Genomic DNA, 12815 nt, shown 5'->3' on the forward strand with positions numbered 1-12815 from the left:
AGCCACTCCCACCCGTATCCGGGGAACGCCATGGCCAAGAATTTTCCCATCAGCCCCAAGCACCCCGAACGCATCTGCTGGGGTTGCGACCGCTACTGCGCGGCCAATGCCCTGGCCTGCGGCAATGGCTCGGACCGCACCATGCACCCCGCCGAGATGCTCGGCGACGACTGGTACCTGCACGGCGACTGGGGCATCGAGCCGCCGATCGTGTCGGACAAGGCGCTGGACGAGGGGCGGTCCTGAGCCGGGAGCGCGGTTTTTCCCAGAATCCCTGGTCAAGGGATTGCCCCTACAGCGTCACAACGCTGTTCTTGGTTGAACCTGTGAAGCCGTATTGGTTTGCGCTGTTTGAAGCCGGTGCGTGAACTACAGCGGTAACGCCGTAGCCCTCAATCCCTGGTCAACCCCGGTGTCTGGGGCGGCACGTCGCCGCGCAGGTCCGGGTGGTCGCGTTCGCGAAAGCGGCGCAGTCCTTCCTGGGTTTCCGGCTGATGGATGGAGCGGTTGAAGCACTCGGCTTCGATGCGCAGGCCCTCGGCCAGGGGCTGGCCGTAGCCGCGGATGAGTGCTTCCTTGTCCGAGCGCATGGCGGGCTGGGGCAGGGTGCAGAGCAGGTGCGCCAGTTCCAGCGCGCGCTCCAGCGAGCGGCCCTTGGCGACGACCTCGTTGACCAGACCGATAGCCAGCGCCTCGCTGGCGCAGATGACCTTGCCGGTGAGGATCAACTCCAGCGCCCGGCCCATGCCGACGATGCGTGGCAGGCGCTGGGTGCCGCCATCGCCCAGGCCGATGTTCCAGCGGCGGCAGGTCACGCCGAAGGTGGCGTGTTCCTCGGCGATGCGCATATCGGCGAAGCAGGCCCACTCCAGGCCGCCGGCGTAGGCCACGCCGTTCACCGCGGCGATCACCGGTTTGTAGATATCCGTCCAGCGGCTCGGACCGATGATCCCGGGGCGCTCGCCGCGGTTGTGCGCGGCGATCTCGTCCGCGGTGGTGGGCACCAGATCGAGCGCCGCCTTGAGGTCGCCGCCGGCACAGAAGGCCTGGTCGCCGGCGCCGGTGATGATGGCCACGAGGGCGTGCGGATCGTCGCGAAAACGGCTCCAGGCCTCGATCAGTTCCAGGTGGGTGGTGGGGCCGATGCAATTGCGTTTCTGCGGCCGGTTGAAGCGGATGATCCTGATCGGTCCCTGGGTTTCGTAGTCGATTTCGGTGAAGACCATGGCCGCCGCACCTCCTGTGGTTGGCGAGGGATATCCATTGCCGGGCCAGGCTTTCGGGCGCGGGCAAGGCACAACCTGCGAGTGTAGCTCCCGGGTTTTTCCGGCCTTCCCGGTCGCTCGATGGTTACCGATCGGAAGTCTGCAGCCCGCCTTTCACCAGGGCGGATGGAAGGACCTCGGTCCTGGCCAGGCGCCGGAGCAGCGGGGTGGTCATCAGGGTGGTGGCGATGGCCACCATCAGCAACAGGAAGAACGCGCTCTGGGAGATCAGCCCCATGTCCAGGCCCACGGAGAGCACGATGATCTCGATCAGGCCACGGGTGTTCATCAACACCGCGACGCTGCGCGAGACCTCCACGGACAGGCCGGCCAGGCGTCCGGCGAGGTAGCAGCCGGCGGTTTTGCCCAGCACCGCGGCGGCGAAGAAGGCCAGCAGCCACAGCCAGCTGTCGAGCGGTGCCAGGGCGCCGAGGTCCATCTTCAGTCCGGTGGCGGCGAAGTAGAAGGGCACCAGCCCGATGTTGACGAAGCCTTCCATATGGCGGTGCCAGTGCTGGCGCTGCTCGCGCAGCAGCCAGCCGGCGATCAGCCCGCCCAGGGCGCTGTGCAGGCCGATCAGGGTGGTGATCCAGCCGAACAGCAGGGCTGTCGCCAGCATCAGCGCCATGCTCATGTCGGCGGCGGGGGCCGCGCCGCGGGTCGCGAGCAGCCGTGTCAGGGCGTGCAGCAGCGGGCGCAGGCCCCAGCGGGCGAGGACCAGGAACAGGGTGATGAAGGTCAGTTGGCGCAACACTCCGAACAGCGAGCTGTCGCTACTGGACAGGGCGACGATGAGGGTCAGCAGCACCCAGCCAATGATGTCGGTGATGGCGGCGGCCGCGATGCCCACCGTCCCGGCCAGCGAGTGCTCCAGCCCCAGGTCGCTGATGATTCGCACCAGCACCGGCAGGGCGGTGATCGACAGCGCGATGCCACAGAACAGCACGTAGCCGAGCCGGGGCTGGGCGGGCGCCAGGGCGCCGTGGGAGAGCAGCCCGACCATGGCCCCGAGGGCGAAGGCCAGGATCACCCCGCCGGCGGCCACCGAGAGGGCGCTGAAACCGATCTTCTGGTTGCTCAAGTGACTGTTGTCGAAACGCAGGCCGATCTGGAACATCAGCAGGACCAGGCCGATATTGCCCAGGGTCTCGATGCCCAGGCGGATGGCCGCCGGAAAGACCGCCGCATGCCACTGCGCACCGAGGGCCAGCAGCAGGCAGGGGCCGAGCAGGATGCCCACGCAGATTTCGCCGATCACCCGCGACTGCCCCCAGCGGGCCAGCAGCGCGCCACACAGCTGGCTGGCGACGATGATCACCGCCAGCTGGAAAAACGGCAGGGCCGAGAACAGTTGCTGTAGCGTCGACATGGCGTCCTCCGCCTATTTCACCGCGAACGAGTCCGCGGTCGTGGTCAGGGCGCTCAAGCGGCGCCGTGCCTCTTCGCCAAAGGGTTTCGAGCGCCGGCTCTGGGCATCGATCTGCACGATCACGGTGGTGGCCAGGGCCGCGCAGCGTCCGTCCTGGAACAGCGCCTGCTCCAGGGTCATCGAGCTTTTACCGAGGGTGGCGACCCGGGTGCCGATCTGCACCGTGCCGGGCCAGCGCAGTTCGGCGCGCAGGTCGAGCTCCAGGCGCGCGATGACAAATTCGCTGCCGGGTTCGGCGAGCGGCGCATGCGGGTCGTAGATGATCTCCACCCGCCCGGTTTCCAGGAAGGTGGCAAACACCGCGTTGTTCACATGGCCCTGGCGGTCGGTGTCGGCATAGCGGATCTTGTCCGAGGAACGGACGGCGAAGTCGTGCAGGGCGGGATCATTGGACATGGCGTGCTCCAGTCTCGAGAGGGGTGGCCAGGGTCGCGGCGCGCGCCAGCCCGCCAAAGGCGTCCAGCAGGCGTTCGCGCCAGGCATGCAGGGCGTCGTTGGGCGCCAGCAGTTCTTCGCCACTGGTGCAGCGCGCCCACATGAACATGCCGAACACACAATAGTCGGCATAGGCCGGGGCCTCGCCGGCCAGGAAGGGTTGGCCCTTGAGGGTCTGGCGAAGCGGGGTCAGGACCTGGCGCAACTGCTCCAGGTGCCTGGCTTGCGGGGCTACCAGCTGTTCCAGCGAGGTGCCGAAATGCGCTTCCCGGGAGCTGCGGAAATACTCCCGGTCCTCGTCGGCCAGTTGTTCGTAGACATCCAGCAGGATCACCCGGGCCACGGCGGGCAGCAGCATGCTGTCGGCCCAACGGTTGACGAAGCCCGCCAGCGCGATGGCGTCGCGACCGCCGAACAGGGACGGGCGCTCGGGGTAACGCTGCTCCAGGTGCAGGGCGATGCGCCAGGAGTCGCTGATGTTCTGGTCGCCGTCCACCAGCACCGGGACCGCGCCCTGCCGGGAAAAGGCGATGCGCGCCTTGTCGCTGAAGCGCCAGGCGATGCGCTGGCTTTCCAGGCCTTTGTGGGCCAGGGCCATGCGGGTTTTCCAGCAGTGCGGGCTGAAGCGCAGCTCCGGGTCGGCGCCGGCCAGTTCGTAGAGGGTCAGGGATGCGCTGCTCATGCTTGGTTTTCCTTCGCTATGGACTGTGGTTGCGCTCCGCTCATGCAGGTCGCTCATGGCGTGGGCCCTGGTGGCCTGGGTGTCGGCTGGCCGATGGCGCCCGGCAGCGGGCGCGGGCGTTGCGGCAGCAGGGTCAGGAGCATGCCGGCGGTCACCACCAGCAAGCCGGCGATGGCAGTGCTGTTGGCGCGCTCACCGAGCAACAGGGCGGCCAGCACCATGGCCGTGCCCGGCACCAGCGCGGCGAAGGTGGAGCCGAGTGAAGCGCCGAGCAGCTGGACCGAGCGGCTGTAGAAGAACAACGCCACCGTCGACACCAGCAGGCCCTGGTAGACCACCTGGATGCCGATATCCCAGAGCGGCGCCTGGAGGATCCGCAGCCCGCGGCTGGCCAGGTAGACCGGCAGGTACAGGGCCATCGAGCACACCGAGACGATCGCCGTGGCGTGCAGCGCGTCGCTGCCGGACCATTTCGACACCAGGGTGTAGATCGCCCACAGCAGGCCGCCGAGCAGGAACATCAGGTAGGCGTAGGGCGAGGCCTGGGCCCCGGCGAAACTGTGCCAGCCGGCCAGCAGCACGCCGCCGATGATCAGCGCGGTGCCGGCGTTCGCCCGGGCGCCGAGGCGGGTGCCGAACAGCCGTGCGCTGATCAGGATCGACAACAGGATCATGCTGCCGGGGGTCACCACCGCGAACAGTTCCACCGGGGCCAGGGCCAGCCCCTGGGCCACCACCAGCATGTACGGCGCGCCGATGCCGACGACCATCAGGCCGATGCTTGTCCAGCTCAGGCCCCGGCGGCCATGGCGGAGCAGGTACGGCAGCAGGATCAGCCCGGAAACGCCGTAGCGGATGCAGGTGATGTCGTAGGCATCCAGCGGCGTGCGGGTCAGCCCCAGCCGGGTGACCACCGGGAACGCGCCCCAGATCAAGGCCGCGGCGAGGCCGCACAGAATGCCGGCCCAACGCTGTTCGGGACTGACGGTGAGCGTCATGAGCGGGTCCTCGCTGCGGCGCCTGGGGGCTAGCGGTGGCCGATCTTCACCGAGCCGGCGTTGCCGCGCTTGCGCAGGTAGGCGTACTCGAGGTCGTTGAGCAGCATCTGCGCCCGGTTGATGTGGCGCGAGGCGTAGTTGAGGCTGGTGAGGAAGTGCGCCAGCTCCTCGGTCTCGGCGAAGCTGCCGTTGTCATGGGCAACCTTGGAGAGGTCCAGGTTGCGGCGGTTCTCCAGCTTGTCCAGGTAGTCGATGTCGATCACCCGGAACGCCGCGCCGATGCTCAGGCCGCGGGCATTGAGCACCTTGTGCCATTCGAAGGGCGGGTTGATCAGCACGTCGCCCGGCTCGACATAGACGGTGTCGGCCTCGTAGTCGCCGCCTGGCGCTTCGCGGCCGCTGCTGGTTTCGAACATCAGGTCGTAGTCGCGGAACTGGTCGCCCAGCTGCGGTGGGCGGGTGCTCCACTTCTTGGTGCCGGCGATCATCACGAAGATGTTGAGGGTGGGGAAAATGTGCCAGTCGCTGCCCACCGCGCCGCGGGCCGGCTCGCCGTATTCCTGGGTGCTGTAGCCGAGGAACATGTGGCCGGTGACTTTCCAGGCGTCGATGCTGAACCAGGGTTTGCTGAAGACGTGCTGCTTGACCAGGTTGAAGGCGTCCTTGCCCCACTCGTAGGGGTCGTTGTAGCTCGAGGAAATCGTGCCCAGGTGCGAGTAGACGTCGAGGTTATGGGTGAAGATGTCGTCGAGGAATTCCTGCCCGGTGCCGACGCGGCCGGTGACGTAGTTGTAGTCCGAGGCGCCGTTCTCGTCGCGCATCGACACCGGCTGGTCGCCGGACTTGACCCGCCATTGCAGGTTTTTCCCTGAGCCGACCTGGTCGAAGAACGACCGTTGCGCGAACTCCTCGCCGATGGGTGCGAGTTTGCGTAGCAGGGCGGGTTTGGTGAAGCCCTCGGTGAAGCGCTCGACCTTGTCGCGGGTGAGCTCGCCCTTGTGCTCGGCGGGCTCGATGACATTGATGTAGCCATACTGGATACGACTGTTCGAAACCATTTCGTAGACTCCTTTTTCCTGACGTAAAAAGAGAAAACCGCTCGCGCCCACGCCCGCTGTTAGCGGGCGTGGCTGCGCAGGTGAAGCCGACTTCCTTGCGTGGCGCGCAGCGGAAGTCGTGGACCAGTACATCAAGCATGCTTACCGCACAGCACCTATCGGGTATGATTGACAGGTGTGTCAAAGATCGCAGTGTTGGTATCTTTGACAAGGTTGTCAACAATTATGTGAGCAGTGATTTTTATGGCGGGTGTCAGGCAGTTTGACGAAGAAAAGGTGTTGTCGGCGGTCCTTGATGTGTTCTGGCGCAAGGGCTGGCAGTCCACCTCCATGGCCGACCTGGCCGAGGCGGCCGAGGTCCAGCGCGGCTCGCTGTACCACGCCTACGGCGGTAAGGAGGCGTTGTTCCTGCTGGCGTTCGAAGCCTACGCCACGCGCTTTTTGGGCAACGCCGCCAAGGCCCTCGAGGCCGCGGACGCTGAGACCGCGCTGCGGCAGTTTTTCCAGGTGGCGATCAGCAACATGACCAGCGGCACGCCAGCCAAAGGTTGCCTGACCACCAAGACGGCCACCGACGCCGACACCATCGGCCCACGCATCCAGCAACGCTTGCGCGACCTGTTGGACGCCCTGCAACTGACCATCAGCACCGCGTTGTCGGCCGAGCCGATCCAGGGCGACCTGGCCCTGGCGCCGGATGAAGTGGCGCAGGTCATGGTCACCTTCACCCGCGGGCTGGCGGTGATGGAACGCATCTACCAGGAGCCGGAACGTTTGCGCACGACTGCCGATTCCCTGGTGCGGCTGCTGGTGCCGAGCGTCCGGGCGCGGGCCTAGTCCTTACCTCGGGGCCGTTTTACCGGCTGTCGCGCCCGAGCGACTGCTTCCAGTCCCGCAACACCTCGATCAGGGCGCGCAGCTTGGGCGGGACGTGCCGGCGGTTGGCGTAGTACAGCCACATGGCCGGCAGCGGCTGGCAGGTGCCGGGCAGGACTTCCACCAACCGGCCGCTGGCGAGGTCGGCGGCGATCCGTTCGCGAATGAACACATGGGCAATGCCGACGCCGGCGCGGGCGGCTTCGATCACCGCCTGGGTGTCGGTGCTGATGAAGCGCCCGGGCACATCCAGCTTCACCTCGTGCTGGCCGTCGTGCAGCTGCCATTTGTGCATCTGCCCGCTGCTGGGAAAACGAAAACGGACACAGGAATGCTGGTGCAGCTCGTTGATGCTGCGCGGCGCCGGGTGGTGCGCCAGGTACCGCGGGCTGGCCACCAGGGCGCATTGCAGCGGCGGGGTGATCTGCACCGCGTGCATGCCCGGGTGCAGGGCGTCGGCCAGGCGGATGCCGGCGTCGAGCTGCTCCTTGACGATGTCCACCAGTTGATCTTCGTAGCGTATTTCCAGGGTGACCCTGGGGTAGCGCTGGAAGAAGTCCTCGAGCAGCGGGGCGACGATCAGGTGCTTGGCCATGTGCAAGGCACTGATGCGCAGATGCCCCGACGGCTCGCCCTGGGTTTCCCCCAACTCGTCCCGGGCCTGCAGCAGGCTGCGGTAGCCGGCTTCGCTGCCTTCGTGAAAACGCTGGCCGCTTTCCGTCAGGCTGACGCCGCGGGTGGTGCGGTGGAACAGCCTGGTCTGCAGTTCGCTTTCCAGCTGGGTGATGGCCAGGCTCACGGCCGCCGGGGTCACGCCCAGCACGGCGGCGGCGCGGGTGAAGTTGCCGGTCTCGACCACCGCCATGAAGAGGTGCAGCCCGGCCAGTGGATCGCGTCGGCTCATTGTTAGAAATACTTAATAGTCTTGTAGGGAGAATGCGGATTCTCTTAAAGCTACGAGCTTCATAGACTCTTTTCAACCGCAAAGGAGTCCTGCCATGCACTGGCCCGTCACCCTCAAACCCGCCCGGCAGATGCTCGACAAGGGCATCGCCAAAGCCATGCAGATGCAGCTGTCGGTGTGCATCGCCATCGTCGATTCGGGCAGCAACCTGCTGGCGTTCGTGCGCATGGACGACGCCGTGCCGGGGGCGATCGACCTGGCCCAGCGCAAGGCCCGGACTTCGGCGCTGTTCCGTACCGCCAGCGCCGAACTCGGCGCCTTGTCCGGGCCGGGGCAGTCGTTGTGGTCGATCGAGCAGAGCAACGGCGGCTTGACCAGCTTTGCCGGCGGCCTGCCCATCGTCGATCAGGCGGGGCATTGCCTGGGCGCCATCGGCGTCTCCGGCGGCACCGCGGTTGAAGACGAAATCATCGCCCGGGCTTGCCTCTGAGCCCTGGCCTGCGACATTTTCCTGGAGAAACCACAATGAGCAAAAAACGTATTCTGGTCACCGGCGCCGGTTCGGGCTTTGGTCGCGCGGTGGCGCTGCGCCTGGCGGCCAACGGCCATGAAGTGATCGCCGGGGTGCAGATCACCCCGCAGGTCACCGAACTGCGCGAACTCGCCGACAGCCTGGACCTCAAACTGCGGGTGGAGAAACTCGACATCACCTCGGCCCGCGACCGGGCCCATGCCTGGCAATGGGACATCGATGTGCTGTTGAACAACGCCGGCGATGCCGAGACCGGCGCCATTGCGGAAATCCCGGTGGATATCCTGCGCTCCCAGTTCGAGACCAACGTGTTCGCCAACCTGGAGCTGACCCAGGGCTTCGTGCGGCAGATGGTCGAGCGGCGCAAGGGCAAGATCGTCTTCGTCTCGTCGATCGCCGGCCTGCTCACCGGGCCCTTCACCGGTGCCTACTGCGCCTCCAAGCACGCCCTGGAGTCCATCGCCGAGGCCCTGCACATGGAGCTGGCGGAGTTCGGCATCCAGGTCGCGACCATCAACCCCGGGCCCTATTCCACCGGTTTCAACGACCGGATGATGGAGACCTGGAAAAGCTGGTACGACCCGCAGAAGCACTTCACCGATCACTCCGGGCTGAAGTTCCCCTTCGAGCAATACGACCCCGAGGAAATGGTGGCGAAGATGGTCGAGGTGGTGGAGGGCGACGGCGGGCCGTTCCGCAACCTGCTGCCGGCGCACTTCGTCGACATCGTCAAGCAGGACCAGCAGGATGCCTGGACGCGCCAGCAGTCGTAGGTGAATGCCGGCGCCTGCATTTCTACAGCCAGCCAGTACGCGGCTGGCTGAGCAGTGAGCCCAAGGTCTACACCAGATGGGCCGCAAAACCCTGGCGGTCGGCGGCGATCTCCGGGTGCAGGGTGAGTTCGGGGATCCGGTAGGCGCCGGCGTTCTGTGGGCGGAAGGCGATGGGCGCGGTCTGTTGCAGTTGGTCGAGACGTTGTCCAAGTTCTTCACAGATCCTTGCGAAGCGCGCCTCGTCGATGCGCCCGGTGCGGTAGACCACGAACGGCGGCAGCACGTCGAAGCCGGGGTAATAAAGGATGCCGTGGTGGATCGGGAACAGCAGGTCGTCCATCGGCCCGTTGATGCCCCGCGGGCCATAGTGGGATTCCCAGCCGCCGGCGCTGACGATCAGCATCGCCCGCTTGCCGGCCAGGGTGCCTTCGCCGTAGCGATCGCCCCAGCGCGCGTCCGAATGCTCGCCCACGCCATAGGCGAAACCGTAGGCGTAGACCCGTTCCACCCAGCCCTTGAGAATCGCCGGCATGGAGAACCACCACAGGGGAAATTGCAGCAGCACGGTGTCGGCCCAGAGCAGTTTTTCCTGCTCGCGGGCGATGTCCGCCGATTGCCGGCCTTCTTCGAACGCGCGCTTGGAGTCCAGGGACGGATCGAAGCGGCTGTTGTCCGGCCGGCCCAGGCTGTCGTCGGCATCCAGCGGCGCCTTCCAGTTCATCGCATACAGGTCCGAGACCTGGACCGCGTGGCCGGCGGCCTGCAGGCGCTTGATCGTGAAGTCCTTGAGCGAGCCGTTCAAGGAGCGGGGTTCGGGGTGGGCATACACCAGCAGTACATTCATCACAGGGTCTCCAATGTCGGGAGACAGCAGGATCGATCGTCGCCAGGTATATTGGAAATGAATATCCAATATCCCAGGTATTGTCGTGAATAATTTGAGGCGCTTGGACATCAACCTGCTGCTGACCCTGGATGTGCTGCTGGCGGAGCACAACGTGACCCGCGCGGCGCAACGCCTGAACCTGTCGCAACCTTCGGTCAGCGTGCATTTGGCCAAGCTGCGGGAGATCTTCGGCGACCCGTTGTTGCTGCCGGGCCCGCGGGGCATGCGGCCCACCGCCAGGGCCGACGAATTGCGCGAGCCGTTGCGCCGGGCGCTGGAAGCACTGGAGCTGGCGGTGTCGCCGGCCAGCCCGTTCGACCCGGGCGCGGCGGCCAATACCTGGAGCGTGTCGGCGTCCGACTACGGCGAGTCGACGGTGATCCTCCCGGCGCTGGCCGGCTTGCGCGCGGCGGCCCCCGGCACCCGGCTGGCGGTGCTCGAACTGGAGCCCGGACGCCTGGTCCGGCAGGCCGAGCAGGGCAGCATCGACCTGGCCCTGCACACCAGCGAGGACTCACCCCCCGGGCTGCGCCGCCGGGTGCTGTTCAGCGAGCGGTATGTGCTGGTGGGCCGCGCGGGCCATCCACGGCTGCAACGACGCCCGAGCCTGGCGCAGTTCGGCAAGCTGGAGCACGTTGTGGTGTCGCCCGATGGCGGGGGTTTTCATGGCGTCACCGACAGCGCGCTGGGGGAGGTGGGCCTGACGCGCCGGGTGGTGCTGTCGGTGCCGCACTTCCTGTTTGTCCTCTCCGTGCTGGCGAGCACCGACCTGGTGGCGATGCTGCCGTCGCGCCTGGTGCGCGACAACCCGGCGCTGAAGGTGGTCGAGCCGCCGCTGGAAGTCCCGGGTTATGAAATGGCCATGCTCTGGCACGAGCGCTGCCACCGCGACCCGGCCCACCAATGGCTGCGGGAGTTCATCGTCGCTTCGCTGTGAACGCTGCTACGCCTCGTCCCTGGCCGGCGTTTCCCACGGCGCGCCCTGGGCAAAAAACGCCTCGATCCACTGCTTGAAGGCCTGGGTGGTGGCGCTGCTGAAGCGCGCGGAGGGGCGCAGCAGGTAGATTCCCGAGTCGCTGTCCAGCTGCCACTGCGGCAGCACCCGGACCAGATGCCCCGACGCCAGGTCCTGGTGCATCAGCCAGTCGCCGCCGGCGAGGATGCCGACCCCGGCCCGGGCCGCGGACAACAGCGCCTCGTTGTCATTGCTGTGCAGGGTGCCGTGGATGCGCACGGTTTCCTGCCGGCCCTGGCGGGTCAGGCGCCAGTCGGGGTAGGAGCGCAGGCCGGTAAAGCCCAGGCAGTTGTGGCTGGCAAGGTCGGCAGGCACCTGCGGTTCGCCATGGCGTTGCAGATAGGCGGGCGCGGCACAGAGGATGCGCCGGTGCGCACAAAGCTTGCGGGCCACCAGTTGGCTGTCGGCCAGCTCGCCGATGCGGATCGCCGCGTCGAAACCCTCACCGACAATGTCGACGAAGCGGTCCGAATACTCGGTCTCCAGCACCACCCCGGGATGGGCCAGGGCGAACTGGGCGAGGATCGGGCTGAGCCAGCGCCGGCCCATGGCGGCCGGCAGGGCCAGGCGCAGGCGCCCACGGATCTGCGCAGCGCCCTGGGAAGCTTCGTGTTCGGCTTCGCTGATCAGGCTCGCCGCCTGCCGCAGGCGTTCGACCAGGCGCGCGCCTTCGTCGGTGAAGCGCAATTGCCGGGTGGTGCGCTGCACCAGGCGAATGCCCAGGCGGCTTTCCAGGGCCGCCAGGCGCTTGGACAGCACCGAAGGGTGGCGCTGCAAGGCGCGGCCGGCGGCGGCGAAAGAACCATGCTCGAAGAGCGCCATCAGGGTGGCGAGTTCATCGGCCTGTCGACTGTCGAACAGATCCATGTGCCGGGATACCTCGCTATGCGGCCAGAAGGGAAGGAAACGGCTTCAAGGTATCAATACGATGGCTCCTTGCGCGCGTCCGTCGTGCAGATCGGCGTGGGCCTGGGCCACCTCGGCCAGGGGATAACGCTGCCAGATCCGCGGCTGGATGATACCCGCGGCGAAGGCGTCCAGCACATCGGCGGCGCGTGCCTGGTACTCGCTGGCGCTGGCGGTGTGGGCGGCGAGGGACGGGCGGGTGAGGAACAGCGAGCCCTTGGCGTTGAGCGTGCCGACCTGCACCGCGTCCGGAGCACCCGACGCCGCGCCGAAGGACACCAGTAGGCCGCGCGGGCGCAGGCTGTCGAGGGAGGCTTCGAAGGACATCCGGCCGATCGGGTCGTACACCACATCGACCTTGTGCCCTTGAGTGGCCTCGACGACCTGTTGGGCGAGGGTCGCGGTATCGAACACCAGCACTTCGTCGCAGCCGCCCGCCCGGGCCCGCTCGACACTTTGCGCCTTGGATACGACGCCGATGACGCTGGCCCCCAGATGCTTGGCCCAGGGCACCATCAACTGCCCCAGGGCACCGGCGGCGCCATAGATCAGCACCCGGCTGCCAGGCCCGACGGGGTAGGTGGACTTGAGCAGGTACTGGGCGGTGATGCCCTTGAACAGCAGCGCCGCGGCGGCGTCCGAGGCCAGCAGCGGCGGCAGCTTGACCAGGCGCTCGGCCGGGTACAGGCGGGCGCTGGCATAGGCGCCGAGGGGCCCGGTGGCATAGGCGACGCGGTCGCCCACCTGGACCTGGGTGACCCCGGGACCGATCGCCTTGACCAGCCCCGCGCCTTCCAGCCCGAGCCCGCAGGGCAGGGCAACCGGCACGGCGCCGCTGCGTTGGCTGAGGTCCAGCGGGTTGACGCCGATGGCCGTCTGCTCCAGCCAGACCTCGCCGGCACCGGGTGCCTGGGCTGGCACCTGCTCGAACTGCAGGACCTGGGGGGCGCCGACTTGGTGAAGCTGTATGCGGGTGACCATGCTCGATCTCCTTGGAATGTTCGTAAAGGAGGCGAGGATAGAAGTGAGCTGTTGGGGCAACAATCCAGGTTGGCT

At 67.0% G+C, this 12815-nt stretch carries 15 protein-coding genes; 5 read left to right on the plus strand and 10 right to left on the minus strand.

Annotation, left to right across the window (positions count from 1 at the left end; translation table 11 throughout):
- Positions 1 to 30 precede the first annotated feature (30 nt).
- Positions 31 to 246 (plus strand): DUF3079 domain-containing protein, encoded by a 216-nt coding sequence (locus DK261_RS05465; RefSeq protein ID WP_110175371.1) that lies wholly within the window; start codon positions 31 to 33, stop codon positions 244 to 246.
- A gap of 146 nt (positions 247 to 392) precedes the next feature.
- Here the strand turns inward: DK261_RS05465 and DK261_RS05470 are convergent, their stop codons facing one another.
- The 6 genes from DK261_RS05470 to DK261_RS05495 all read right to left on the minus strand — a co-directional run bounded on the left by DK261_RS05470 (position 393) and on the right by DK261_RS05495 (position 5867).
- On the minus strand, positions 393 to 1226 hold the full coding sequence (locus DK261_RS05470; protein ID WP_009049435.1) for an enoyl-CoA hydratase/isomerase family protein: 834 nt from the start codon (positions 1224 to 1226) through the stop codon (positions 393 to 395).
- Between the two features lie 124 nt (positions 1227 to 1350).
- Positions 1351 to 2634: a cation:proton antiporter gene (locus DK261_RS05475; RefSeq protein WP_110175372.1), complete on the minus strand. Its 1284-nt coding sequence runs from the start codon at positions 2632 to 2634 to the stop codon at positions 1351 to 1353.
- Positions 2635 to 2646: 12 nt separating this feature from the next.
- Positions 2647 to 3090 carry a thioesterase family protein gene (locus DK261_RS05480; RefSeq protein WP_016703260.1) on the minus strand — a complete coding sequence of 148 codons (444 nt, stop codon included), beginning with the start codon at positions 3088 to 3090 and terminating at the stop codon, positions 2647 to 2649.
- The gene (locus tag DK261_RS05485; protein ID WP_110175373.1) at positions 3080 to 3868 is read right to left on the minus strand and encodes a glutathione S-transferase family protein; all 789 of its coding nucleotides are present in this window, start codon (positions 3866 to 3868) and stop codon (positions 3080 to 3082) included. Before DK261_RS05485 ends, DK261_RS05480 begins: the two co-directional genes overlap by 11 nt.
- Positions 3865 to 4809 (minus strand): DMT family transporter, encoded by a 945-nt coding sequence (locus tag DK261_RS05490; protein ID WP_110175374.1) that lies wholly within the window; start codon positions 4807 to 4809, stop codon positions 3865 to 3867. Before DK261_RS05490 ends, DK261_RS05485 begins: the two co-directional genes overlap by 4 nt.
- A 29-nt stretch (positions 4810 to 4838) precedes the next feature.
- Positions 4839 to 5867, minus strand: coding sequence for a class 1 isoprenoid biosynthesis enzyme (locus DK261_RS05495; RefSeq protein ID WP_038633114.1), 1029 nt, complete (start codon positions 5865 to 5867; stop codon positions 4839 to 4841).
- Between the two features lie 276 nt (positions 5868 to 6143).
- Between DK261_RS05495 and DK261_RS05500 the strand changes: the two genes are divergently transcribed.
- A complete protein-coding gene (locus DK261_RS05500; protein WP_223815595.1) occupies positions 6144 to 6704 on the plus strand; it encodes a TetR/AcrR family transcriptional regulator in 561 nt (186 codons plus the stop codon).
- 19 nt (positions 6705 to 6723) lie between these two features.
- On the opposite strand, the gene DK261_RS05505 is transcribed toward DK261_RS05500, so the two are convergent.
- A complete protein-coding gene (locus DK261_RS05505; protein WP_110175375.1) occupies positions 6724 to 7647 on the minus strand; it encodes a LysR family transcriptional regulator in 924 nt (307 codons plus the stop codon).
- A 94-nt stretch (positions 7648 to 7741) separates the two neighbouring features.
- On the opposite strand from DK261_RS05505, the gene DK261_RS05510 reads away from it, so the two are divergent.
- On the plus strand, positions 7742 to 8137 hold the full coding sequence (locus DK261_RS05510) for a heme-binding protein (RefSeq protein ID WP_110175376.1): 396 nt from the start codon (positions 7742 to 7744) through the stop codon (positions 8135 to 8137).
- 35 nt (positions 8138 to 8172) lie between these two features.
- Positions 8173 to 8952 (plus strand): SDR family oxidoreductase, encoded by a 780-nt coding sequence (locus DK261_RS05515; RefSeq protein WP_110175377.1) that lies wholly within the window; start codon positions 8173 to 8175, stop codon positions 8950 to 8952.
- A gap of 67 nt (positions 8953 to 9019) precedes the next feature.
- On the opposite strand, the gene DK261_RS05520 is transcribed toward DK261_RS05515, so the two are convergent.
- Positions 9020 to 9796 (minus strand): NAD(P)H-dependent oxidoreductase, encoded by a 777-nt coding sequence (locus DK261_RS05520; RefSeq protein WP_110175378.1) that lies wholly within the window; start codon positions 9794 to 9796, stop codon positions 9020 to 9022.
- Positions 9797 to 9881: 85 nt separating this feature from the next.
- Between DK261_RS05520 and DK261_RS05525 the strand changes: the two genes are divergently transcribed.
- Positions 9882 to 10775, plus strand: a complete 894-nt coding sequence (locus DK261_RS05525) for a LysR family transcriptional regulator (RefSeq protein ID WP_110175379.1) — start codon at positions 9882 to 9884, stop codon at positions 10773 to 10775.
- Positions 10776 to 10781: 6 nt separating this feature from the next.
- Here the strand turns inward: DK261_RS05525 and DK261_RS05530 are convergent, their stop codons facing one another.
- Both DK261_RS05530 and DK261_RS05535 read right to left on the minus strand, forming a co-directional pair.
- On the minus strand, positions 10782 to 11720 hold the full coding sequence (locus DK261_RS05530) for a LysR family transcriptional regulator (protein WP_110175380.1): 939 nt from the start codon (positions 11718 to 11720) through the stop codon (positions 10782 to 10784).
- Between the two features lie 45 nt (positions 11721 to 11765).
- Positions 11766 to 12740 carry a quinone oxidoreductase gene (locus DK261_RS05535; protein ID WP_110175381.1) on the minus strand — a complete coding sequence of 325 codons (975 nt, stop codon included), beginning with the start codon at positions 12738 to 12740 and terminating at the stop codon, positions 11766 to 11768.
- Positions 12741 to 12815: the final 75 nt, after the last annotated feature.

The organism is Pseudomonas sp. RW409 (assembly GCF_003184125.1).
Taxonomy (GTDB): Bacteria; Pseudomonadota; Gammaproteobacteria; order Pseudomonadales; family Pseudomonadaceae; genus Aquipseudomonas; species Aquipseudomonas chlororaphis_I.

Excerpts from the sequence above, each read along its gene's own strand:
- DK261_RS05515 (WP_110175377.1), top strand. The coding sequence starts at position 8,173 with ATGAGCAAAAAACGTATTCTGGTCACCGGCGCCGGTTCGGGCTTTGGT.
- DK261_RS05485 (WP_110175373.1), bottom strand. The coding sequence starts at position 3,868 with ATGAGCGACCTGCATGAGCGGAGCGCAACCACAGTCCATAGCGAAGGA.
- DK261_RS05495 (WP_038633114.1), bottom strand. The coding sequence starts at position 5,867 with ATGGTTTCGAACAGTCGTATCCAGTATGGCTACATCAATGTCATCGAG.
- DK261_RS05475 (WP_110175372.1), bottom strand. The coding sequence starts at position 2,634 with ATGTCGACGCTACAGCAACTGTTCTCGGCCCTGCCGTTTTTCCAGCTG.
- DK261_RS05520 (WP_110175378.1), bottom strand. The coding sequence starts at position 9,796 with ATGAATGTACTGCTGGTGTATGCCCACCCCGAACCCCGCTCCTTGAAC.
- DK261_RS05470 (WP_009049435.1), bottom strand. The coding sequence starts at position 1,226 with ATGGTCTTCACCGAAATCGACTACGAAACCCAGGGACCGATCAGGATC.
- DK261_RS05480 (WP_016703260.1), bottom strand. The coding sequence starts at position 3,090 with ATGTCCAATGATCCCGCCCTGCACGACTTCGCCGTCCGTTCCTCGGAC.
- DK261_RS05535 (WP_110175381.1), bottom strand. The coding sequence starts at position 12,740 with ATGGTCACCCGCATACAGCTTCACCAAGTCGGCGCCCCCCAGGTCCTG.
- DK261_RS05505 (WP_110175375.1), bottom strand. The coding sequence starts at position 7,647 with ATGAGCCGACGCGATCCACTGGCCGGGCTGCACCTCTTCATGGCGGTG.
- DK261_RS05510 (WP_110175376.1), top strand. The coding sequence starts at position 7,742 with ATGCACTGGCCCGTCACCCTCAAACCCGCCCGGCAGATGCTCGACAAG.
- DK261_RS05530 (WP_110175380.1), bottom strand. The coding sequence starts at position 11,720 with ATGGATCTGTTCGACAGTCGACAGGCCGATGAACTCGCCACCCTGATG.
- DK261_RS05490 (WP_110175374.1), bottom strand. The coding sequence starts at position 4,809 with ATGACGCTCACCGTCAGTCCCGAACAGCGTTGGGCCGGCATTCTGTGC.
- DK261_RS05465 (WP_110175371.1), top strand. The coding sequence starts at position 31 with ATGGCCAAGAATTTTCCCATCAGCCCCAAGCACCCCGAACGCATCTGC.